Source organism: Algibacter sp. R77976, assembly GCF_044594645.1.
GTDB lineage: Bacteria > Bacteroidota > Bacteroidia > Flavobacteriales > Flavobacteriaceae > Algibacter_B.
In genome coordinates this window covers 1,975,857-1,998,666 of record NZ_CP138989.1, presented here as the reverse complement: position 1 = coordinate 1,998,666, position 22,810 = coordinate 1,975,857, and the positions used below count along the sequence as shown (strand labels likewise).

Genomic DNA, 22,810 nt, shown 5'->3' with positions numbered 1-22,810 from the left:
AAATGGCTTGCACCGCGCTTATAAAGTGTTATATCTTTTTTCCATTATAACATATTCTATTCCTCCTTTTCTAAACCTATGCTCTGTAAGCCGCATTCCGAATTTAGTATAATAGTTAGACTTCTCAACACGAGCATTACACCATATTTTATCAACATTTTCACGCTTAACAATATTCAAAATTTCTTTTATTAAGATTGAACCAAACCCTTGACCTTGATAATCAATTAATGTAGCAAATTTTCTAAATTGAGCTTCATTATTTACAATAAACAAAGAAATAACAGATATCATTTTACCATTAAAAAACAAACCAAAATGCTTTCCTTGATGATCATTTGGGATATGAACATAATCAATAGGCTTATCAGGCCACATAACCTCGTGGCGAATACTTAAAGTTTCCTGATGTGTTATCTCTAAAATTTCAACCAATTTTATGGAGTTTTATAAATTTATACACCACTTAAGTCTATTGTTTTTTTATAATTAAATCAAATTGTACTTAAATATAAATCACAATATTATTACTAACTAAAACTTTCCTTTAGTAAACACTAAAAACATAAAAACACCATAGGCAAAAACCAAAAAGAAACCTTTAAACCTACTTATTTGTAAACGCTTAGGTAGAAAAATAAGTGGTATTAAAATAGCTGAAAAACCGAGCATCCAAAAAATATCACTTGATAGTATTTGAGGTTCGGTTACTGGTATTGGTTTTATTAAAGATGTTAAACCCAAAACAGAAGCAATATTAAAAATATTTGAGCCTATTAAATTCCCTAGAGAAATGGCTTTTTCTTGTTTTGCAGCCGCTATAACTGATGCTGCTAGTTCGGGCACACTTGTACCAATAGCAATTAAAGACACACCTATTACAGCTTCGCTTACTCCAACGGCTGTTGCGATTTCCTTAGCTCCAGAAACTAACCATTCACTACCAAAATAAAGAGATGCCGCACCTATTAATAGCCACAAGCCAATTTTGAAATTAGAAACGGTTGAGAGTGTATCATCTACATCTTCTACAACAATATCTTTTTTTGCACTTCTAATAAGGTAAATTAAAAAAACAATAAGCCCAGTAAATAAAACACCACCTTCTATAGCCGTTAAAACATTATCATTTTTTAAAAAATAATAAAGCATTATTGAAAACACCATCATGACTGGCCAATTAAGATTGTAAAATGATTTATCTACAGCAATAGAGCCAACCATAGCTGTAATACCTAATACCAATCCTATGTTTGCAATATTTGAGCCTACTACATTATTTATAGCAATTGCTGGCGAACCAGATAGTGCTGCTTGTAAACTTACTAGTAATTCTGGTGCAGATGTTGCAAATGATACCACCGTCATACCTATTACCATTTTAGAGATATTAAACTTAAATGATAAAGCTACTGATGAACGCACTAAAAACTCACCTCCTATTACTAACAAGATAAAACCAAGGATAACCCAAAGAATACTCATAAAATTATTTTTTTTACGAAGATAAATTAAAGTTAAAAGTTAGAAGTTAAAAGTTAAAAGTTTTTGATGCTTTAACTATATTTTGAAGCTGATAAACAAAAGCTGAAAACTTAAAATTTAGTTAAATAACTACTAATTTAGTTGTATAACTATAAAAATAGTTATAGGTTTGTAATGCTTTAATGATGGTAGCATCCGTTTTTTGAGTTACTAAAAAAAATGTCAGTAGTCAGGTAGGTGCCTAAAAAATAATAAGAACATAAATTTATAAGATTTCCTCCTTCGGGGAAAATGACAAAAAAAGTGTAGTTATGGAAAAACTAACAAACAAAGAAGAAGAGATTATGCATATTTTATGGAAGCTTGAAAAGGCTTTTGTTAAGGATGTGCTTGCTGAAATTATAGATGAAAAACCTCATTATAACACGCTTTCTACTATTATTAGGAATTTGGAAGATAAAGGTTATGTTGCATATAATGCCTACGGAAAAACACACCAATACTACCCTATTATTAAGAAGGAAGAATACAGAAAACGTTTTATGAATTTAGCAATTGACAACTATTTTAACAACTCATATAAAAACGTAGTGTCGTTTTTTGCCAAAGAAGAAAAGATAAGCGTTGCCGAGTTAAAAGAGATTATTAAACTGATTGAAAAAAACAAATAGCGATGGAGTATATACTTAAAGCTAGTGCAGTTATTGCTATTTTTTACATGTTTTATAAACTGTTATTGCAGCACCATACATTTTTTATACAAAACAGATGGTTTCTGTTGGCTGGTTTGTTGGTTGCTTTTACTATCCCGATGATTGTGATTCCTATTTACATAGAATATACACCTGTTGATTTATCTAATTTTACATTCGAAAATGCTGTTGCAGTTCCTGTTAATTCTGGTTTAGAATGGTTAGACTTTGTCATCATAACTTATGGTCTGGGAGTTATGATATTTAGTATTAAGTTTTTTATTCAAATCGCCGCTTTAGCGCTTGTTATTTTAAGAAATAAGAAAACAAAACACAGTAAATATACTTATGTAGAAACACAAACGAATGTATCTCCATTTTCATTTTTTAAATGGATTGTTTACAACCCCAAACAATTTAATCAAAATGAGTTAGATCAAATTATTGAACATGAAAAAGTACATGCCAATCAATACCACAGTATAGATATTTTATTTATACACCTCACATGTATTGCGCTTTGGTGTAATCCGTTTATCTGGTTGTATAGTAAAATAGTAAAACAAAATTTAGAGTTTATTGCAGACCATAATGCTCAACAAAAATTTAACTGTAAAAAAAGTTATCAAACTACATTGCTTAAAACAAGTCTGTCTTCTCATCAAATGACTTTAAGTAATAATTTTTATAATTCATTAATCAAAAAACGAATCGTCATGTTACACAAATCAAAATCAAGAAAAATTAATCAGATTAAATATGTCCTTGTTATTCCTTTACTAGCTGTATTTTTAATGAGCTTTAATACAGAAGAAATCTATATTGAAAAGGAAGAAAAACCAAACAAAAAAGATTTGCAGTTAACTACTACAAACCAAAATAGTGTTCACACCTACCACATTCTAGATAATTTTAAAGACACAGATTTTGAGGAGATAAAAAAACTTTTCAAAACTAAAGGGTATACTCTTAAAATAAGCAATTTAAAACGTATTAAAGGATTAATTACTTCCATTACTATCGGCATAAAAAATAAAACCGCTAATGCTGATTTTAACACATCTTCCCTATTACCAATTAAAGCTATAAAAATAGTTCTTGATAAAGAAAATAATAAAATCAGTATTGGTAATCTTTCTGATACGGATTGGAAAGTAGTTTCAGGATTTCCTTCTCCGGAAAAAGCAGCTGCTTACAAAAACTCTAAAAAGCTGGGTAATTTAATACCAGAAAATGGTTTAGATAACCCTTTGTTTGTTTTGAATGGTAAAATTGTGGAACTAAAAGACATTCAAGATTTAAATGCAGATGATATTAATTCTATGAATGTTTTAAAAGGTGAAAAAGCTATTGAAAAATATGGAGAGGATGGTAAAAATGAGGTAATTGAACTATCAATAAATACTCCAATATTTAAACAGAATAATAGGTTAGTTTCTTCCGACAGTATTGTTTTTATTAAAAAAAACACTAAAGATAAAAATAAATCAAATGACGATCCGATTATGATAGGAAGGAGTGACTCTGGTATAATTATAAAGGGAATAAGTGATAAAAATGGTAAAACGCCATTAATCTTTTTAGATGGAAAAGAAATAACCGAAAAAGAAATGCGTGCTGTTACACCAGAAAGCATTAAAGAAATGAAAGTTTTGAAAGGACAAAATGCCTTAGATAGTTATGGAGAAAGAGCCAAATATGGAGCAATAAAATTAACTACTAAAGGGAAAACAAAATCTATTAATAGTAGACCTTTAGATAGTACAAGTATTAAAACAATTAATCTTTACGATGGGAAAAACCCAGTTTATTTAGTTAATGGAATAGCGATAAGTAAAGACGAATTTAGTAAACTTGATACAGAACAAATACATAGTGTTACTGTTTTAAAAGATGAAAAAGCAATATCATATTTTGGCGATAAAGCGAAGGATGGCGTTATTATGATTCAAAAAAAAGAAAGTGGAGATTTGGATAATGGTGACGTTATTATAACAACCAAAAACTCTGGTAATATTATAATAAGAGATACAGTTAAAAATAAACCTTTAATAATATTAGACGGAAAAGAAATCGATGAAACCATTATGAAAAGTCTAAATCATAGCAATACCAGTACTATAACTGCTTTTGAAGGAGAAAGTGCTTTAAAGAAATATGGTGATAAAGGAAAAAATGGTGTCATAGAAATAAAAACCAAAAATACTTCTAATACTACTATTCATTTAGACAAAAACAAAAGCCCTATCAGTTCTATTGGTATTGAAGAAGGTAAAGAGCCAATATATCTTATTAACGGTAAAGTGAGTTCAAGAACAAAAGCATTAGAGATTAAGAGTAATAATTTTAAAAGCATTATAGCACTTAGAGGAAAAGAGGCTGTAAAAAAATACGGTGATAAAGGAAAAAATGGAGTAATAGAAATTATAACTAAAGAATAATTCATATTACCAAATATTATGAATCTAAAAGACACTCATAATTGAGTGTCTTTTTTTGTTTTTATAATTCATAAAATAATGAAATAACTAAAAAACTATGTTTTGATAATAAAATACCCCTTGGTTTTAAAAAACCATCACAAAAACTCCCTATAATTATTTCATATTAATACATAAATATACTTTTTTAATTACATATTAACACCTTATTGAAGTTAGTCACATAAATAACGAAACCAAATTCATCTTTATACTTACAAATTAGTATTCAAATTTATCGATTTTAATAAAAGTATTTGGCGGGCATATTGGTAAATACATATCTTCAAAAAACATTGATATAAATAACCGTATTTACTAACTTTTAAAACCTAAAAATATGATCGCACTTGCTGAACTATTAATTGATATAATAATCTTTATTATTTCAATTATCTAAACCAAGAACCATGTAAAACTTAGTCTAGAATAAGTTTTACTATTTTTGTACTTAAATTATATTATAAAGTGAAGAAGCAAGCGTTTAAATTTTTAGCCAAGGTTAATAAACTCATCTTACCAAGTTACTCTAAAAAGCAATTAGATTTAGCCAAAGCCACTAAATTACAGATGGCTATTATAGGCTGGAGATGGTTTGTAACAAGAAATGCGTTAGGTTAATAGGCAAAAAATAGCATTTCGGCTTAATTTTTGTATTTTAATTATTTCTAATAGTACATTTACATCGAATTAATACAAATGCCCCCACAAATCTCAAAACCTATGGTTAAGCATATTTATCCATTAATAGTACTCCTAAGCTTTAGCATACAATTATTTGCACAAGAAGCTAGCATTCCTACTAAGTTTTCTCAAGACGGGAATCTACATTTATCGGAAGCTAAATCTTCCGAAATTATTTCAGAATTTAAAGAAAATCAAAAATGCGTCGTTACTGCTTTTTTAGGTAATTATACTTATAAAGTCAAATACAAAGATAAGGTTGGCTTTGTGAATGATCAATATTTATTTGTGAATGAACAAATGATGGATCTTTATTTTGATCATGAAGAAAAGCAACGAGAAAAAGCTATTCAAGAAAGAAAGCAAAGGCAAGAAAAGGCAGATGCAATAGCAAGACAAGCACAAGAAAAAATAGATTTAATAAAACAAAGACGATTAGATTCTATAGCAAAAATTGAAGCTGAAGCAAATAGAAAATTATTAGAAATTAAGCGGAACGATTCTATTGCTCAAGCAAAAGAAGAACAACGTTTACAACGTATCGCTCAAGCAGAAAAAGACGCGCTTGAAAAAGCTACAAAAGAAAAAAATAGGCTTTTAGCTGAACAAAAAAGAAATGACTCTATTGCTAAAGCTAAGGCAGAAGCACAAAACCTATTAGAAATTCAAAAACGTAATGACTCTATTGCGAAAGCTGAAGAAGCCGTTAAAAAGCAGCAAATAGCTCAAAGAAAGAAAGATTCTTTAGCTTTAATAGTAAAAGAACAAAATAGAATACTAAAAGAGAAAAGGAGAATCGATTCTATTGCGAAAGTAAAAGAAGCCGCTAAAGCGAAAGAAAAGCTTGAAATCCAAAAACGTAAAGATTCTATTGCTAAAGCAGAAGAAGCTATTAAAAAACAGCGTATTGCTAAAGAAAAACAAGAGGCTGCTGAAAAAGCTATTGAAGAGCAAAATAGAATTCTTCAACAGAAAAGAATAAAAGATTCTATTGCAACAGCAAAAGAAAACGCAAAAAAACAATTACAACTTCAAAAAAGAAAAGAAGAAGCCGCTAAAGCGAAAGAAAAGCTTGAAATCCAAAATCGTAAAGATTCTATTGCCAAAGCAGAAGAAGCTATTAAAAAACAACGTATTGCTCAAGAAAAACAAGAGTCTGCTGAAAAAGCTATTGAAGAGGAAAATAGAATTCTTCAACAGAAAAGAATAAAAGATTCTATTGCAACAGCAAAAGAAAACGCAAAAAAACAATTACAACTTCAAAAAAGAAAAGAAGAAGCCGCTAAAGCGAAAGAAAAGCTTGAAATCCAAAATCGTAAAGATTCTATTGCCAAAGCAGAAGAAGCTATTAAAAAGCAACGTATTGCTAAAGAAAAGCAAGAGGCTGATGAAAAAGCTATTGAAGAGGAAAATAGAATTCTTCAACAGAAAAGAATAAAAGATTCTATTGCCGCAGCAAAAGAAGACACAGAAAAACAATTACAACTTCAAAAAAGAAAAGAAGAAGCTGCTAAAGCGAAAGAAAAGCTTGAAATCCAAAAACGTAAAGATTCTATTGCCAAAGCAGAAGAAGCTATTAAAAAGCAACGTATTGCTAAAGAAAAGCAAGTAGCTGCCGAAAAAGCAAATAATGACATCCAAAAAGAACAACAAAAACTACTTCTTGAAAAAAGACGATACGATTCTATTTTAAAAGTAAGAGAGTTAGAGTCAAAACAACTCTTGGAGTTAAAAAGACAAAATGACTCTATTGCTCGCATTATAGAACAAGAAAGAAAAGAATTAGAAGCTTTAAGAAAAAGCAGCACTAAAGTTGAAGAAAACAACAAATCAACTGCTATTTCTAAAGAAGAACAACAAAAGAGAGCACTTTTAGAACGCATGAAGTTTAGGGATTCATGCCATTATCAAATTAATGAATACGACAAGTTTTACAACATCACCACAATTAGAACAGAACCTTATAGTTTAGGGAATAACTTAACCGTTGAGCTTTATAAACAAGGCAGAAAAGAAAATGTGTTTTTTAATTATAAAGGAGATTTGGGTTGCGCTTCTTATTTACCAAACCAAAGATCTAGCGTAAAAGTTACGTTAGAGAGTGGTAAAGTAATAGCCTTTTATCATTCTTGGGATATTGAATGTGGAGACACTTTTCTATTCAAAGCTAGATTAACAACAACTCAAATAAATATATTAAAAACATCGCCTATTAAATCTATTGCAATTCGCGGAACTGAAGGATCAACAGAAATAAAATTCATTGACTACAAAGAGTTTTTTATTGACAAGCTAAAGTGTATTGAGTAAAACAAAATAGTTTTAAAAATAAAAAAGCTTTCAATAAATTGAAAGCTTTTTTTTGTGACCTCGATAGGATTCAAACCTATAACCTCTTGAGCCGTAATCAAGTGCGCTATTCAGTTGCGCCACGAGGCCTTTTTTCGTGGGTGCAAATATACATTTTTTATTAAAACTCTACCAAATCTTATTTAAATTTAATCGAAATTAATTCTTATAACTTTTTTAAAAAGGAATTATTGATTAAGTAACCTAAGTTACAATGCAGAATAATAGTTTAAACTACTTTTAAGTTTTATAATTAAATTTTTACCAAATGAAAAAAATTGTGCTTCTAACCCTTCTATCAATCTTTATTTTTAGCTGTAATAATTCTAAAAACAAAGAATACTCTGCTTTTGAAAAACAAATGGAAGCAAATAAACATCCTGGGAAAAAATTAATGGAAACCAATTGTTATGTGTGCCATAGCCCTACAGCAAGCGAGGCCGATAGAATTGCCCCACCAATGATTGCCATAAAAAAGCATTACATCAAAAATGAAACTTCTAAAGAAGAATTTATTGAAGCTATGCAAGCGTGGATAAAAAACCCAAATGAAGATGATGCAAAAATGTTTGGTGCTGTAAGACGTTTTGGTGTAATGCCAAAAACACCGTACCCTGAAGAAACCATTAAGCAAATTGCAGACTATATGTATGATTTTGAAATTGACCAACCTGAATGGTTTGAAGACCACTACAATCAAGAAAAAGGGATGCATAAAGGACAAGGAATGAAAAAAGGTCAAGGAAATGGAAAAGGCCGAGGGAATGGCTATGGAAAACAACAATCTGAAATTCAGTTTAAAGATTTACCCTATGGAGAACGCGGGTTAAAATATGCTTTAACTACAAAAGCGGTTTTAGGTAAAAATTTAATGGGAACCATTCAAAAAAAGGGGACCCAAGAAGCCTTAGCTTTTTGTAATGAAAAAGCATATCCTTTAACAGATAGTATGTCTGTAGTTCATAACGCAAATATTAAACGTGTTTCTGATAAACCTAGAAACCAAAGCAACCAGGCTAATGCAGAAGAATTAAAGCATATCGAAGCATTTAAAAAGGTTATTTTAAATAAAGAAGAACCAAACCCAATTGTAAAAGAAATGGATAATAAAGTTCAAGTATTTTATCCAATAACCACAAATACCATGTGCTTACAATGTCATGGTACACCAAACAATACGATTGAAACGGCAACTTTTAAAAAAATAGCCGAATTATATCCAAAAGATCAAGCTATTGGCTATGATATAAACGAAGTTCGAGGTATTTGGAGTATTACTTTTGATAAATAATCAAGTCAGGTATGAGCAAATTATGGAAAGTAACACAACTAATATTAGGTAATTCTAGCTAGCAATCATAATTTATAAAACATGAACTAATCAGAACCAACACTGACAAATATCATATTTAATAAAACTTATGATTAATAATTTTACATTTTAGAAACGATATAAAAAACATGTATTTATGATAACTCAAAACATTGCACTATATAACTGGAGTAACGGCGTAATAATGATTGCTATTTTTGGTTTAGTTTGTCTAACTCTAGTTGGTTTTTTAATAAAATTCATGACCAGTAGTGACAGAAAAAATGATAAACCTAAAGAAGAATAGGGTTATTTAATATCATTAATTATAAAAAAAGTAGCGCATTATAAATGCGCTACTTTTTTATTTACACTATATATATGTATTAAAATTTATACTGTAAAAAGGCAGAAAAATTACGTCCTGGGTCAGTAATTGGTGTTCTTCCAAAGTCTGCTTGATTAGTAAACGAGAAGTTTAAATGATTATTATAAGCTTCATCAAGAGCATTAATTACAGCAACACCCAATGTAAAATTCTTAATAGGTTTTACGCCAAAACGCACATCTAGAGTCTGGTATCCATCGGTCTCTGTTTCACCAAAACTTTTAGAAATATTATCTTGCTTAGAGACTACATTATAGTGTACACTTGCCCACAGTTTTTCTTTTTTAAACCCTAAACTCAACTTCGTGTTAAAAGGCGGTGTAAGTGGTAAAGATTCCGCCAAATCTTTATTTTTAGCATACACGTAAGCAAACTCAGTTTTAAAATAATAATCTTTCAAGAAATCTATTTGCGCCATAGCTTCAAACCCAGTTTTATATGCTTCTTCAATATTTTGAAACACTTTTACTTCTGTAGGTTGAGCCATAGGATTAAACTTCTTTGTTACGCTTGGGTCTATAACACCTACAATATAGTTTTCAAAAAATGAATAATAAAAAGATGTTTCATACCTAAAGCTATTAAAACCATTTTTTAAAGGTTCATTGCCTTTAAATCCAATTTCAAATTGATTGTTTACTTCGGCTTTTAAATCCGGGTTCCCAACATATTCATAAGGATCTTGACCAACAGTAAAGTGATTAATAAAACGCTCAATCATATTTGCAGACCTCACGCCACGACCATAAGCAGTTTCTATCGTAAAATTATCAGTTACTCTACTTTTAATTGAAACGGTTCCACTTACATTATGTTCTGTACGTTTCTCTAGGTTGTACATAGCGTCAAAATCAGCTTCTGGATCTTGTATATCTGAAGTTACATTATCATAACGCATACCCGCAGTAAATACCGTTTTAGGATTCACGCTATATTTGGCCTCTGTAAACACGCCTAAATCATTAATATAAGAATCTTGCCATACCTTATCATTAAAAGTCATAGGTGTTGGTAACACATTACCGTTCATAATTTTCACCAATCTAGTTCTCCCTCCATCTCTAGCAATATGCATGGCATCTATACCCGAAAACACATTTATTTTTTCCAATGGCCTCCAGTTTAGTTCTAACTTCCCTCCTAGTGTTGTTGCATCAACAGCAGAAGCAGCTTCCATCATCATAAACGAAGGTCTATTATCATTAGTCATTAAATGATCAACAAAGCTATAGTAAGCCTTAGCAGTTAATGATTTTACTGTTTTTCCAATATTATCTAGTTTATAATCTAAAGACATGATACTACTATTATCATACTCTGTGTCCATTGGTAATGCGGCATGTAATACATCGCGACCAAAAGACTGTCTCCAATGCGCTTGCAAACGTTGATCTTCTGTAAAATTATAACCTATTTTAATACCATAATCTGTACTTCTAAAAGACGAAGGAATTTCTATTCCATCTCCATCTTCATAATTTCCAAAATCTCTATAACCGGCATTCGCAACAATATCAAACTTTTCTTGAATGTATTGTAATTGGACTAAGTTAACCAAGGAGTTTCCGTTACTTTCATAACCAGCAGAAACTTTGCCATGTAAACCATAGTCTTCATAATCTGGTTTTTGAGTTACCAAGTTTACAATACCGCCAAATGTAGCTCCATATCTAACAGTATATGGTCCTTTAATGATTTCAATTTTTGAAACCTCTTCTGGAATAATGTGTGTAGTAATGGGGTCCATTCTATTCGGGCAGGCATGCATAGCCTTGGTACCACCATCATATTGAATATTTAATTGCTCGTATTGCGAAGCTCTAAATGAAGGGTCTATTGCATAATTCCCTCTTTTTATTACCGAAAAGCCGTTAATGTCATTAAATAAATCTGCTACATTTTTAGGTTGTGCAATTTGCTCTTCATAATTATTAGAAATTACTGTTAACACAGGATCTGTTTTTAAATTCCCAGTAACAATAACTTCGTTCAGTTTTGTGATTTTTTGATCTGTAGTATCTTTTTTAGTCGTGTTTTTTTCTTGACCAAAAGACACAGTTGTAATTAGTATGCACAAAAGCATACTCCATAATGTTTTCATTTGTAGTAATATTAATTAACTTAAATAATTTGGGTAGTAACAACTACCAATTACGAAAGTAAATTATGCCTTTGGAGGCTGAAAACAATAATAAGAGTTAGTGAAAGAATATAAATTCTGATAGACGGTTGAGTTTTGTTTTTTTATGTATTCTATTTTATTAAAAACAATAGACTCCATCCTGCTAGAGAATAAAATAAGCTCTTTAAAATCAATAATGCTTTCTGGAGCGTTTTGTTTACTGTCTTGAGATTCTGCCACTTTTTTTAAATGACACTTACCGTTACACTCCAGTTCCGGTTTGTCTTTATTTTCACAGAGATTATCAATAAAACCAATTGGATCTATTTCATAATAAGCGTAAGTCAAAGATGCCTTTGTGCTATTGAATAATACCAAACAGGATAATAAAACTAAAACGATATAAACGTTTATCTTCATGCTGTGCAAATATAATATAGCATCTTTATTTCCTTACTAACATTAATCATATTTTAAATATAAAAAAGGCATTTTGTTGTATGTGGATATCACCATTAGAATCCTAATAATATAAAGTGTTGCAAGTTCTTTATAAAAATTAACAGATAAAGTAACATTAGTTACAATTAAGCAACAGAACACTATACCACAAAGGGTTTAATTATTTTACTTTAAATATGAGGTTGCATGACATTCATCAGCTTTTCATTTATTTAAAAACAGTAATCTTGCAACCTTAATTTAAAAAAACACCCCACTTAAATTACAAAAACCTTCCGTAAATACTTTAAAACATCTTTAATTAATACTATTCATAATGCTTAAAAAATTATCATTTCTATTGTTATTTCTAATAACAGCTAATCAAGTTACTTCACAAGAAAATCACAGTTCTAACACAGATCACCATGAAGAATCATCAGGAAAAGGTATTCGAGTTGCAGTTGTTATTGGCCATACTTATATAAAAAGTGAAGGTACAGATAGTCATCTTTTTATTCCTTCATGGGGACTAGATGTTGATTATTGGTTTAACCATAAATGGGGAATAGGATTACATAATGACTTAGAAATTGAAAGTTTTATAGTTGAAAAAAATGACGGCGAAGAAATTGAGCGTATTAATCCATTAGTATTGACCGTAGATGCGCTTTATCATATCTCCAATGGTTTTGTAATTAGTGTAGGTCCAGGGGTTGAATTAGAACACAATGAATCTTATGTTTTGGCACGAATCGGGTTAGAATACGAATATGAATTTGGTTCTGAGTTTTATATGATGCCTACTCTTTTTTACGATCATCGTTTTGATGGATTCAGTACTGCAACCTTAGGCTTAGGAGTTGGTTATAAATTTTAAAAGCTTTCTTTACTAATAATTTTAATTTTTTTTAAACTTAACAAAAAGAGCGTATACCTTTAAAAACAAGCACTTTAAAACCGATTATTTTTTGTGAAATTAAAAAAACGCCTCGATTTAGTAACTCATGTTACATAGTTAAAATCTATGATATTTTATATTTGTAATAATTAAAACATATATAAATAAAATATAAATATTATGGAATCAACAACAGAAGAGCAATTGTTTTCAATGCCTAGAATTGGAGATAAAGCACCAGAATTTAAAGCAGTAACTACACAGGGAGACATTAATTATCCTTCAGATTATAAAGGAAAATGGTCAATTTTATTTAGTCATCCAGCAGATTTTACACCAGTTTGCACATCTGAGTTTATGACCTTTGCACATTTAGAAGAAAAATTTGAAAAAGCAAACTGTAGCCTTATAGGATTATCCATTGATGGTTTATACAGCCATATTGCTTGGTTAAGAACGATAAAGGATAAAATTGAATTTAACGGTATGAAAAACATTGAAGTTAAATTCCCTTTAATTGAAGATATTTCTATGGAAGTTGCCAAGAAATATGGCATGATTCAACCAGGAGAAAGCAAAACACAAGCCGTTAGAGCTGTATTTTTTGTAGACCCAAATGAAACCGTAAGAGCAATCATTTACTATCCATTAAGTTTAGGCCGTAACTTCGATGAGCTTTACAGAGCTTTAATAGCCATGCAAGCTTCAGACAAATTTAATGTTGCCACTCCTGCAGATTGGAATCCTGGAGACGACGTTATTGTATCGCCAGCTGGGTCTTGTGGCGTAGCAGAAGAAAGAATGAGTTCTACAGATGATTTAGACTGTAAGGATTGGTTCTTCTGCACTAAAAAACTAGATAAAGATCTAGTTTTAAATGAAATTCTTAAAAAGTAAATAAAAAAAAAGAGCCTGTTTTGTTACAAGACAGGCTCTATTGTAATATAAGTTACAAATTGCTTTTAATAAACCATCTAAATTTGCCCCATAAATAAAAACAAAATGGGAAAAGAACATTTTTATCAAGTCAAAGTAAATTGGAAAGAAAATAGAAAAGGCGTGCTTTCCTCTGAAGTTTTAGATGAGAAAATCACCATAGCCACACCTCCTGAATTTCCTAAAGGAGAATCAAATATCTGGTCTCCAGAACATTATTTTATAGCCGCTATTAATGGATGTTTAATGACTACCTTTTTAGCAGTAGCTGAAAACTTTAAACTTGATTATGTCGATTTTGAATCTGATGCAGTAGGCAAATTAGAAACGATTGATCGCAAATTTACTATTAGCGAAGTGGTGTTAAAACCTGTGGTTACAATTTCTAATAAAGCAGATATTGAGTTAGCTAAAAAAGTAATTGAGAAATCAGAAAAAGCTTGTTTAATATCAAATTCCATTAATTCTAATATTAAAATGGAAATTACCATTAAGGTACAAAATGGCTAAAAACTTAACTAAAAAAAGGTTCAATTTAAGTGCTTAATTGCTTATTTTTATTGTACGTATATAAACAAATATTGTTCTATAAATATTAAAAACGTTTTCAATGGAAGACATGCTATTCTACGATAGAATGCAATTTGCATTTACTATCACATTTCATTATTTATTTCCACAATTAACCATGGGTTTATCTTTAATGATAGTCTATTTTAAGTGGAAATTTCTCAGAACCAAAATTGACAAATACAATGATGCAGCACAATTCTGGATGAAAATTTTTGCACTCAATTTTGCTATGGGCGTGGTCACGGGTATTCCTATGGAATTTCAATTTGGCACCAATTGGGCAAAATTCTCAGAACTTACAGGTGGTATAATTGGCCAAACATTAGCCATGGAAGGCATGTTCTCCTTCTTTTTAGAGTCCTCCTTTTTAGGGCTCTTTTTATTTGGCGAAAAACTCTTGGGGCATAAACTACATTTTATAACAGGGTTTCTGGTCTTTTTAGGCTCTTGGGCTAGCGGGTATTTAATAATTGCAACACACTCTTGGATGCAATACCCAGTTGGTTACGAGATAGTAGAAAACGGAAAATTTGTTTTAAACAATTTTGGAGCTTTGTTTTCTAATCCTTGGTTACTCCCCTCTTATTTACATAATCAAGCAGCTTCTTTAGTTACATCATCATTTGTTGTTGCAGCCATTGGAGCATTCTATTTATTGAATAATAAGCATAATGAATTTGGAAAACTATTTGTTAAAACCGGTGTTATTTTCGGATTAATTTCTAGTTTATTAGTAGCGTTTCCAACTGGCGATTTAGCTGCTAAAAACGTGGTAAAACATCAACCAGTAACGTTTGCTGCCATGGAAGGGATATTTCATACAGAAGAAGGTGGTTCGGAAATTGTGCTAATTGGTCAGCCTAACGTATTAGAAAAGAAATTAGATAATAAAATTGCTGTTCCAAACATATTAAGTTTTTTAACCTACCAAGATTGGAATACACAAATAAAAGGGCTCAATGAGTTTAAAGAAGAAGATTACCCTACAAATATTCCCGGTTTATATTATTCATATCATATAATGGTTGGTTTAGGAACCATTTTTATAGGCCTGATGCTGCTTGCTAGTATTCAATTATTCCGAAAAAAACTATATAAAACCAAATGGATATTATGGTCCATAATGTTTATGTTACCATTTCCGTACATCGCAAATACAACAGGTTGGTACACAGCAGAATTAGGCCGACAACCTTGGCTGGTTTACAACTTACTGCGTACAGCAGATGGTGCATCACCAACAGTATCTTCTGGAAACACCCTATTTACGCTACTCGGCTTTATAGGCCTGTATCTACTTCTTGGCTTACTATTCTTAATGCTAGCCGGTAAAATTATTAATAAAGGTCCTCAACTAAATCAACACTAATTATGGAATTATTTTGGTATATCGTTTTAATGACAATGTTAGCTGTTTATGTAATTTTAGATGGTTACGATTTTGGTGCAGGAATCATACATTTATTTTTTGCTAAAAAAGAGAAAGATAAAAAAGCAATCACGAATGCTATTGGCCCTTTTTGGGATGCTAATGAGGTTTGGTTAATTGCTTCGGGAGGTGTTTTATTTTTTGCATTCCCAACCTTGTACGCATCATCTTTTAGTGGTTTTTATTTACCATTAATGATGATTTTATGGTTACTAATTTTTAGAGCCATTGGCTTAGAATTGCGCGGACAAGTTCATAATAAGATATGGGAATCCATTTGGGATAAGGCGTTCGGGATTTCTAGTTTATTATTAGCATTATTCTTTGGTGTTGCCTTAGGAAATGTGGTGAGAGGTGTAAACCTAGGAAATGTAGTTAATGGGGCGTCAACACAAGAAGCTCATTATTTCTTTTTGCCTTTATGGAATCCAACCTTTAGCCCTCAAGCTGAACAATTAGGAATTATAGACTGGTTTACTCTTTTACTGGGTGTAATTGGGGTAGTAGCATTAACGATCCATGGCGCAAATTGGATTATTTTTAAAACAAATTCAGATTTAAACGAAAAATTAAAGAAAGTAGTTTTTAATCTTAATATTGTTTTACTTGCATTAGTGGTTATTTCTCTGTTGGTTTGGCACATTATTGAGCCGCAACCATTTCATAACTTTATTGATAAACCTTGGCTCTGGATTTTTCCAATCATTACATTTACTGGATTATTCGGGTTATTTAAAGTGAAATCTTTCAAGAAACACGGTAAAGGCTTTTTGTTTTCATCGCTATTTTTATTAGGGGGTTTAACATCGACTGTTGCATCTATTTTTCCAAAGGTATTGCCATCCACAAATACCATAAATCCAGATTTAACCTTATATAATGTAGCTGCTCATGAATACGGACTTTCAATTGGCGTGTATTGGTTTGCCATTGCTATAGTTTTGGTTGCGATTTATATGGTAATTCAATACAAAGTATTTAAAGGAAAAATGGACAATGTTGGCTATGGCGAACATTAATTAAAATTCAATATTATGACAGGTACTTTAATTTCTTTAATTAGTATTTTCATAGGAATTATTGCTGCAAACGTTTTTGGATATTTAAAAAAACAATATTCTTTTGGATTTACCGGCAATACATTAGTAGGCGTTTTTGGAAGTATCTTTTTAGTAAAATCGTTTGGCAGGCTAGGTTTTAATCCTTGGTCAATAATGGAGAATGGAACATTCCATAGTTCTCTTTTTATTATAAACTGTTTAGTTTCAGTTTTAGGAGGTGTTATAGGACTAATAGTTACAAAAAGTGTTTCGAAAAAATTAAACTAATAATCAAACTATATCACGTTTGATTATTTTTTGTAAATTTGTTAACCATTTGGTTAAACCATATAGTTAGAATGAAAAAAATAAAAGACAAAAATACTGAAGAGCAAATATTAAACGCTGCAAAAAACGTATTTCAATCCAAAGGAATGAATGGAGCTAGAATGCAAGAAATTGCAGATAAAGCAGGAATTAATAAAGCAATGCTTCATTACTATTACCGAAGTAAGCAATTACTTTTCGAAGCAGTTTTCAAACATGCTTTTACACTTTTAGCGCCACAGTTAAATACAATTTTAAATGACGATTCCTCAATTGAAGAAAAAATAAAAAACTTTACTTCAAACTACATAACATTCATTGTAAAACACCCTTATTTGCCAAATTTTATAATTCAAGAACTCAATAGAAATCCAGATTTTATTCTAAAAATGAAAGAAAACCAAGGTTTTCCTAATATTGAAAAATTTAAAAAACAAGTAAATGAAGAAGTTCAAAAAGGTATTATAAAACCAATAAGTGCAGAACAATTATTTATCAATATCATGGCACTAAATATTTTTCCTTTTGTAGCAAAACCATTAATCATGGCATTTACTAATTCAAATAACAAAAACTACAACCAACTTATGGAAGCACGTAAAACCGAAGTAGCCAACTTTATTATTAATTCTATAAAGACGACCTAAAATGAAACAGTTAATAGTCATTTTATCAATATTAATAACGCTTCCAAGTATAGCACAGCAAAACATAACGTTAGGTGAATGTTACCAATTAGTGACAAAAAACTACCCCTTAGCAAAACAATCTCAGCTATTAGATGCACAAAATAAATTAGACACAGAAGTTATCTCCACTTCAAAATTACCACAATTTAGTTTTGATGCACAAGCAACATATCAATCTGATGTCATTGAGTTCCCTATTGTCATGTCTGGGATAGAACCTTTGAACAAAGACCAATATAGAGCTACACTTTCTGTAAACCAGCTAATTTATAATGGTGGAATAACAGATGCTTCATTAAAAGTGAAATCGGCACAGCTAAAATCCAAACAGAAACAAGTTGACATCAATTTATACCAATTAAAACAACAAATCAATCAGCTTTATTTTTCAATTTTATTAGCTCAAGAATCTGAGTTATTACTAAATGCTAAAAAAGCACAATTAGAAGCCAAACTAAAGGAAGTGAAATCAGGAATTAAATATGGAGTCCTTTTACCTTCATCTGATAAAGTTTTAGAGGCCGAATTATTAAAAATAAGTCAACAATATCAAGAATTAAAAAGCAACAAATCATCACTTATAGAAACGCTTTCTAGTTTAATTAGTCAACCCTTAAATGATGGCATCCAATTTAAATATCCGCTTGTAGAAACAGATTTACAATCCGGTTTAAAACGACCAGAACTAGAATTATTTCAATTCAAAAAAGAAGAAATAGAAAATTCTGAAAGCTTAATATCTAAACAAAACGCACCTAAATTACTAGGTTTTGCAACTGGTGGCTATGGTAATCCTGGATTAAATATGCTTGACAATTCGTTTCAAACATTTTATACCGTTGGAGTTAAATTGAATTGGAATGTGTTCGATTGGAATTCAAACAAAAAGCAACGCCAATCATTAGCAATTAACAAAGATATTGTTGATAATGAATCTGAAATTTTCAAACTGAACACAACAATCGAATTAAATCAACAACAAAAAGAAATCGATAAAATTGAAGGGTTTATCACTTCCGATTTCGAAATTATTAACCTCAGAAAAGAGGTGTTAAAAACAGCAGATTCACAACTCAAAAATGGTGTTATTACACCTTCGGCATACATTACAGAACTCACTAATTTGTACGAGGATGAAAGTACTTTGGTTAAACATAAAATACAATTACAACTCGCAAAAGCAAATTACAATGTTATTAAAGGTCAATAAAATAAGTCAGATGAAAAAATATAATTACATTCTAGGATTAAGCATCATAGCTTCTAGTTTATTTTCCTGTGGAAATGATAACGGAAAAGCCGATGGTTACGGAAATTTTGAAGCCACAGAAATAACCATTTCCGCCGAAAATAGCGGAAAATTGATGCAATTTCATGTAAATGAAGGCGATATTGTTCAAAAAGAAGCCTTTTTGGGGTATATCGATACTATTCCGTTAACGCTTAAACGCGAACAACTAGAAGTTTCTAAAGCTGTAATTAGCTCGAAATCTAAAGGTGTTTTATCTCAAATTTCGGTTTTGAATTCAAAACTAAAAACAGCAAACACCAATAAAATACGAGTTGAAAATTTAATAAAAGACAACGCAGGAACACAGAAACAATTGGATGATGTGACTGGAGAAATTAATGTCATTAAGCAACAAATTAGAAGTGTTGAAATCCAGAACGCACCTGTTGTAAACGAACTTAAATCTATTGATGTTCAGTTAAAACAAATAGATGACCAAATTCAAAAAAGCAAAATCATAAACCCCATAAACGGTACAGTTTTAACAAAATATGCAGAGCCAAATGAAATAACAAGCTTTGGGAAACCGCTTTATAAAATTGCCAATTTAATTACTATGCAATTGCGTGTATATATTAGCGAAACGCAATTATCAAATATTAAAATAGGACAAGAAGTTACTGTAAAAATTGATAATGTAGATACCATGAAATCTTACAAAGGAATTATTTCTTGGATTGCTTCAGAAGCTGAATTCACGCCAAAAATAATCCAAACTAAAGAAGAACGTGTGGCTTTAGTATATGCAGTTAAAGTTGACGTTAAGAACGATGGAGGCCTAAAAATTGGTATGCCAGCAGAACTTTGGATAAATACTGCGGAATGAGTATCACAGTTTCTAACATATCAAAATCATACAAAAGTGTAAAAGCAATAGAGAACATTTCTTTTGAAGTAAAAGAAGGTGAACTCTTTGGTTTAATTGGTCCTGATGGCGCTGGAAAAACGACGTTGTTCAGAATATTGACCACACTTTTAATTGCAAATGAAGGCACAGCTAGAGTTGCTGGTTTTGATGTGGTTTCAGAATATAAAAAGATTAGAAACAATGTTGGTTACATGCCTGGAAAATTTTCTCTCTATCAAGATTTAACCGTTGAAGAAAACCTAAAATTTTTCGCAACAATTTTCGGAACTACTATTGAAGAAAACTACGATTTAATTAAAGATATTTATGTTCAAATAGAACCGTTTAAAGACCGTAGAGCTGGAAAATTATCTGGAGGAATGAAGCAAAAACTAGCTTTATGCTGTGCTTTAATCCATAAACCTAAAGTGTTGTTTTTAGACGAACCAACAACAGGTGTTGATCCCGTTTCTAGAAAAGAATTTTGGGACATGCTAAAACGTTTACAACAAAAAGACATCACCATTTTGGTATCAACACCATATATGGATGAAGCAGCTTTGTGTGATAGAATTGCATTGATACAAGACGGTAAAATTCTTGAGATAGATACACCAGAAGCCATTGTTAAACATTATCCAAAACCAATTTATAACGTAAGTGCAGATAACATGTACCAACTCATTAATAGTTTAAACGCTTATAAAAACAACCATAGCGTATACCCTTTTGGCGAGTTTGTGCATTACACAGACAGGAGAGCAGGTTTTAATCCAAAAGAATTATTTCAGTATTTAGAATCTAGAAATTTATCCAACATAACAATTAAAAAAACACAAGCTACCATTGAAGACACCTTTATGGAATTAGCAAAATAATGAGTAATATCAACGTCATACAAGTAGAAGGTTTAACCAAAATGTTTGGAGATTTTACAGCTGTAAATGCCATAACTTTTGAAGTTAAAAAAGGGGAAATATTTGGCTTTTTAGGCGCAAATGGTGCAGGAAAAACTACAGCTATGAAGATGCTAATTGGCATTTCTAAACCAACCTCTGGAAAAGCAAATGTTGCAGGGTATGATGTTTTTACACATGCTGAAGACATCAAGAAAAATATTGGCTATATGAGTCAGAAATTTGCTTTGTATGACGATTTAACTGTAAAAGAAAATATTACTTTTTTTGGTGGAATTTATGGATTATCAAGAAAACGAATCAAAGAAAAATCGGCAATATTAATTAAAGAATTAGGATTAGAACAAGTAGCAAACAAGCTGGTTGGTTCTTTACCATTAGGTTGGAAACAAAAATTATCTTTTTCGGTGTCTTTACTTCACGATCCTAAAATTGTGTTTTTAGATGAACCAACAGGTGGTGTAGACCCAATTACTAGACGGCAATTTTGGGAAATGATTTATAAAGCCTCCAACCAAGGAACCACCGTTTTTGTAACCACACATTATATGGATGAAGCCGAATATTGCGACAGAGTTTCCATAATGGTAAACGGTAAGATTGAAGCTTTAGACACACCTAAAAGGTTAAAAGAGAAGTTTGAAGCAGAAAATATGAATGATGTGTTTTTAAAACTAGCAAGAGGATGAAACGTTTTATAGGCTTCATAAAAAAAGAATTCTACCACATCTTTAGAGATAGACGCTCATTGTTTATACTCTTTGGTATGCCAATAGCGCAAATTATGTTGTTTGGTTTCGCTATAACTAATGAAATAAATAATGTAGATATTGCCATTCTAGATCATTCTAAAGATGTAAGTACACTAGAAATTATCAATAAAATTTCAGCTTCAAAATATTTCAGTATCAATCAATTTATTGAAAAAGAATCTGATATTGAATCCATTTTTCAAAAAGGAAAAGTTAAAGCAGTTTTAAATTTCGAAAAAGATTTTAGCAAAAACTTAATCAAAAATAACAAAGTAACAATTCAAATTATTACAGATGCTACAGACCCAAATACTGCAAATACAATTAGTAATTATGTGAATGCGATTCTAATTCAGTATCAAAAAGAATTAAATAAAGAAATTAAAATTGCCTATCAAATAGTTCCAAGAACGCGCATGGTTTACAACCCAGAATTAAAAAGCGTGTATATGTTTGTTCCTGGTGTTATGACTATTATTTTAATGCTTGTTTCTGCAATGATGACATCCATTTCTATTACTAGAGAAAAGGAATTAGGCACGATGGAAATTCTTTTAGTGTCACCATTAAAACCAATTCAAGTAATCGTTGGTAAAGTATTTCCTTATATTTTTCTATCGATAATCAATGCTATAGTCATTGTAATGTTGAGCATTTTTATTTTTAAAATGCCAATTCAAGGAAGCCTGTTTTTATTGGCATTAGAAAGTGTTTTGTTTATTATAACAGCATTAGCATTAGGGATTTTAATATCAACCATTTCTGCAACACAACAAACCGCAATGATGATTTCTTTAATGGGTTTAATGCTACCTGTAATATTACTATCAGGTTTTATTTTTCCAATTTCAAGCATGCCTTTACCATTGCAAATTATTAGCAATATTATTCCTGCTAAATGGTTTATTATCATTATTAAAGGCATTATGCTTAAAGGTGTTGGAATTCAGTTTATTTGGAAAGAAACCTTGATATTGATTGGAATGACCATCTTTTTCATTGGATTAAGTGTGAAGAAATATAAAATTAGATTGGAGTAAAATAGTAAGTTATTTTATGGTTACGTTCAGACATTAAAAGGAATAAAATATAAAACAAAAAACACCCCTAAAGTCCCATTAAGGGACAACTCACTCAGTTGAATTGGACGATTGT

The 22,810-nt window shown here is 30.6% G+C and carries 22 protein-coding genes and 1 tRNA gene; 18 read left to right on the top strand and 5 right to left on the bottom strand.

Going from position 1 to position 22,810, the window contains the following annotated elements:
• Positions 1–18 precede the first annotated feature (18 nt).
• Together SJY43_RS08870 and SJY43_RS08865 are read right to left on the bottom strand one after the other, a co-directional pair.
• Positions 19–435, bottom strand: coding sequence for a GNAT family N-acetyltransferase (locus SJY43_RS08870; protein WP_396600386.1), 417 nt, complete (start codon positions 433–435; stop codon positions 19–21).
• A 99-nt stretch (positions 436–534) separates the two neighbouring features.
• Positions 535–1,485 (bottom strand): calcium/sodium antiporter, encoded by a 951-nt coding sequence (locus SJY43_RS08865; protein ID WP_396600385.1) that lies wholly within the window; start codon positions 1,483–1,485, stop codon positions 535–537.
• Positions 1,486–1,796: 311 nt separating this feature from the next.
• On the opposite strand from SJY43_RS08865, the gene SJY43_RS08860 reads away from it, so the two are divergent.
• The 4 genes from SJY43_RS08860 to SJY43_RS08845 all read left to right on the top strand — a co-directional run bounded on the left by SJY43_RS08860 (position 1,797) and on the right by SJY43_RS08845 (position 7,651).
• Complete coding sequence (locus tag SJY43_RS08860; protein WP_396600384.1) at positions 1,797–2,156, top strand: BlaI/MecI/CopY family transcriptional regulator; 360 nt, start codon at positions 1,797–1,799, stop codon at positions 2,154–2,156.
• 2 nt (positions 2,157–2,158) lie between these two features.
• Positions 2,159–4,618, top strand: a complete 2,460-nt coding sequence (locus SJY43_RS08855; RefSeq protein WP_396600383.1) for a M56 family metallopeptidase — start codon at positions 2,159–2,161, stop codon at positions 4,616–4,618.
• A gap of 507 nt (positions 4,619–5,125) precedes the next feature.
• Positions 5,126–5,278 (top strand): SsrA-binding protein, encoded by a 153-nt coding sequence (locus SJY43_RS08850; protein WP_396600382.1) that lies wholly within the window; start codon positions 5,126–5,128, stop codon positions 5,276–5,278.
• Positions 5,279–5,356: 78 nt separating this feature from the next.
• Entirely contained in the window at positions 5,357–7,651 is a 2,295-nt protein-coding gene (locus SJY43_RS08845) for a hypothetical protein (protein ID WP_396600381.1), read from the top strand.
• Between the two features lie 55 nt (positions 7,652–7,706).
• Here SJY43_RS08845 and SJY43_RS08840 read toward each other — a convergent pair.
• A tRNA-Arg gene (locus tag SJY43_RS08840) sits at positions 7,707–7,780 on the bottom strand.
• Positions 7,781–7,958: 178 nt separating this feature from the next.
• On the opposite strand from SJY43_RS08840, the gene SJY43_RS08835 reads away from it, so the two are divergent.
• Together SJY43_RS08835 and SJY43_RS08830 are read left to right on the top strand one after the other, a co-directional pair.
• The gene (locus SJY43_RS08835; protein WP_396600380.1) at positions 7,959–8,981 is read left to right on the top strand and encodes a DUF3365 domain-containing protein; all 1,023 of its coding nucleotides are present in this window, start codon (positions 7,959–7,961) and stop codon (positions 8,979–8,981) included.
• Between the two features lie 178 nt (positions 8,982–9,159).
• On the top strand, positions 9,160–9,309 hold the full coding sequence (locus SJY43_RS08830; protein ID WP_396600379.1) for a hypothetical protein: 150 nt from the start codon (positions 9,160–9,162) through the stop codon (positions 9,307–9,309).
• Between the two features lie 79 nt (positions 9,310–9,388).
• On the opposite strand, the gene SJY43_RS08825 is transcribed toward SJY43_RS08830, so the two are convergent.
• Together SJY43_RS08825 and SJY43_RS08820 are read right to left on the bottom strand one after the other, a co-directional pair.
• The gene (locus SJY43_RS08825) at positions 9,389–11,491 is read right to left on the bottom strand and encodes a TonB-dependent receptor plug domain-containing protein (RefSeq protein WP_396600378.1); all 2,103 of its coding nucleotides are present in this window, start codon (positions 11,489–11,491) and stop codon (positions 9,389–9,391) included.
• A gap of 63 nt (positions 11,492–11,554) precedes the next feature.
• Positions 11,555–11,932 carry a hypothetical protein gene (locus SJY43_RS08820; RefSeq protein ID WP_396600377.1) on the bottom strand — a complete coding sequence of 126 codons (378 nt, stop codon included), beginning with the start codon at positions 11,930–11,932 and terminating at the stop codon, positions 11,555–11,557.
• 358 nt (positions 11,933–12,290) lie between these two features.
• Between SJY43_RS08820 and SJY43_RS08815 the strand changes: the two genes are divergently transcribed.
• The 12 genes from SJY43_RS08815 (at position 12,291) to SJY43_RS08760 (ending at position 22,695) form a co-directional block, all read left to right on the top strand.
• Positions 12,291–12,833 (top strand): hypothetical protein, encoded by a 543-nt coding sequence (locus SJY43_RS08815; protein WP_396600376.1) that lies wholly within the window; start codon positions 12,291–12,293, stop codon positions 12,831–12,833.
• Positions 12,834–13,034: 201 nt separating this feature from the next.
• Positions 13,035–13,751 (top strand): peroxiredoxin, encoded by a 717-nt coding sequence (locus SJY43_RS08810; protein WP_396600375.1) that lies wholly within the window; start codon positions 13,035–13,037, stop codon positions 13,749–13,751.
• A gap of 105 nt (positions 13,752–13,856) precedes the next feature.
• The gene (locus SJY43_RS08805) at positions 13,857–14,300 is read left to right on the top strand and encodes an OsmC family protein (RefSeq protein ID WP_396600374.1); all 444 of its coding nucleotides are present in this window, start codon (positions 13,857–13,859) and stop codon (positions 14,298–14,300) included.
• A gap of 100 nt (positions 14,301–14,400) precedes the next feature.
• Positions 14,401–15,732, top strand: coding sequence for a cytochrome ubiquinol oxidase subunit I (locus tag SJY43_RS08800; protein WP_396600373.1), 1,332 nt, complete (start codon positions 14,401–14,403; stop codon positions 15,730–15,732).
• Between the two features lie 2 nt (positions 15,733–15,734).
• Entirely contained in the window at positions 15,735–16,811 is a 1,077-nt protein-coding gene (gene cydB / locus SJY43_RS08795) for a cytochrome d ubiquinol oxidase subunit II (RefSeq protein WP_396600372.1), read from the top strand.
• Between the two features lie 15 nt (positions 16,812–16,826).
• A complete protein-coding gene (locus tag SJY43_RS08790; protein ID WP_396600371.1) occupies positions 16,827–17,120 on the top strand; it encodes a hypothetical protein in 294 nt (97 codons plus the stop codon).
• Between the two features lie 71 nt (positions 17,121–17,191).
• A complete protein-coding gene (locus SJY43_RS08785; RefSeq protein ID WP_396600370.1) occupies positions 17,192–17,806 on the top strand; it encodes a TetR/AcrR family transcriptional regulator in 615 nt (204 codons plus the stop codon).
• A gap of 1 nt (position 17,807) precedes the next feature.
• Positions 17,808–19,058, top strand: a complete 1,251-nt coding sequence (locus SJY43_RS08780) for a TolC family protein (RefSeq protein ID WP_396600369.1) — start codon at positions 17,808–17,810, stop codon at positions 19,056–19,058.
• A 10-nt stretch (positions 19,059–19,068) separates the two neighbouring features.
• Positions 19,069–19,965 (top strand): HlyD family secretion protein, encoded by an 897-nt coding sequence (locus tag SJY43_RS08775; RefSeq protein ID WP_396600368.1) that lies wholly within the window; start codon positions 19,069–19,071, stop codon positions 19,963–19,965.
• A complete protein-coding gene (locus tag SJY43_RS08770) occupies positions 19,962–20,864 on the top strand; it encodes an ABC transporter ATP-binding protein (RefSeq protein WP_396600367.1) in 903 nt (300 codons plus the stop codon). Before SJY43_RS08775 ends, SJY43_RS08770 begins: the two co-directional genes overlap by 4 nt.
• Positions 20,864–21,592: an ABC transporter ATP-binding protein gene (locus SJY43_RS08765; RefSeq protein WP_396600366.1), complete on the top strand. Its 729-nt coding sequence runs from the start codon at positions 20,864–20,866 to the stop codon at positions 21,590–21,592. Before SJY43_RS08770 ends, SJY43_RS08765 begins: the two co-directional genes overlap by 1 nt.
• On the top strand, positions 21,589–22,695 hold the full coding sequence (locus tag SJY43_RS08760) for an ABC transporter permease (protein ID WP_396600365.1): 1,107 nt from the start codon (positions 21,589–21,591) through the stop codon (positions 22,693–22,695). The genes SJY43_RS08765 and SJY43_RS08760 overlap by 4 nt, the downstream gene beginning before the upstream one ends.
• Positions 22,696–22,810 lie beyond the last annotated feature (115 nt).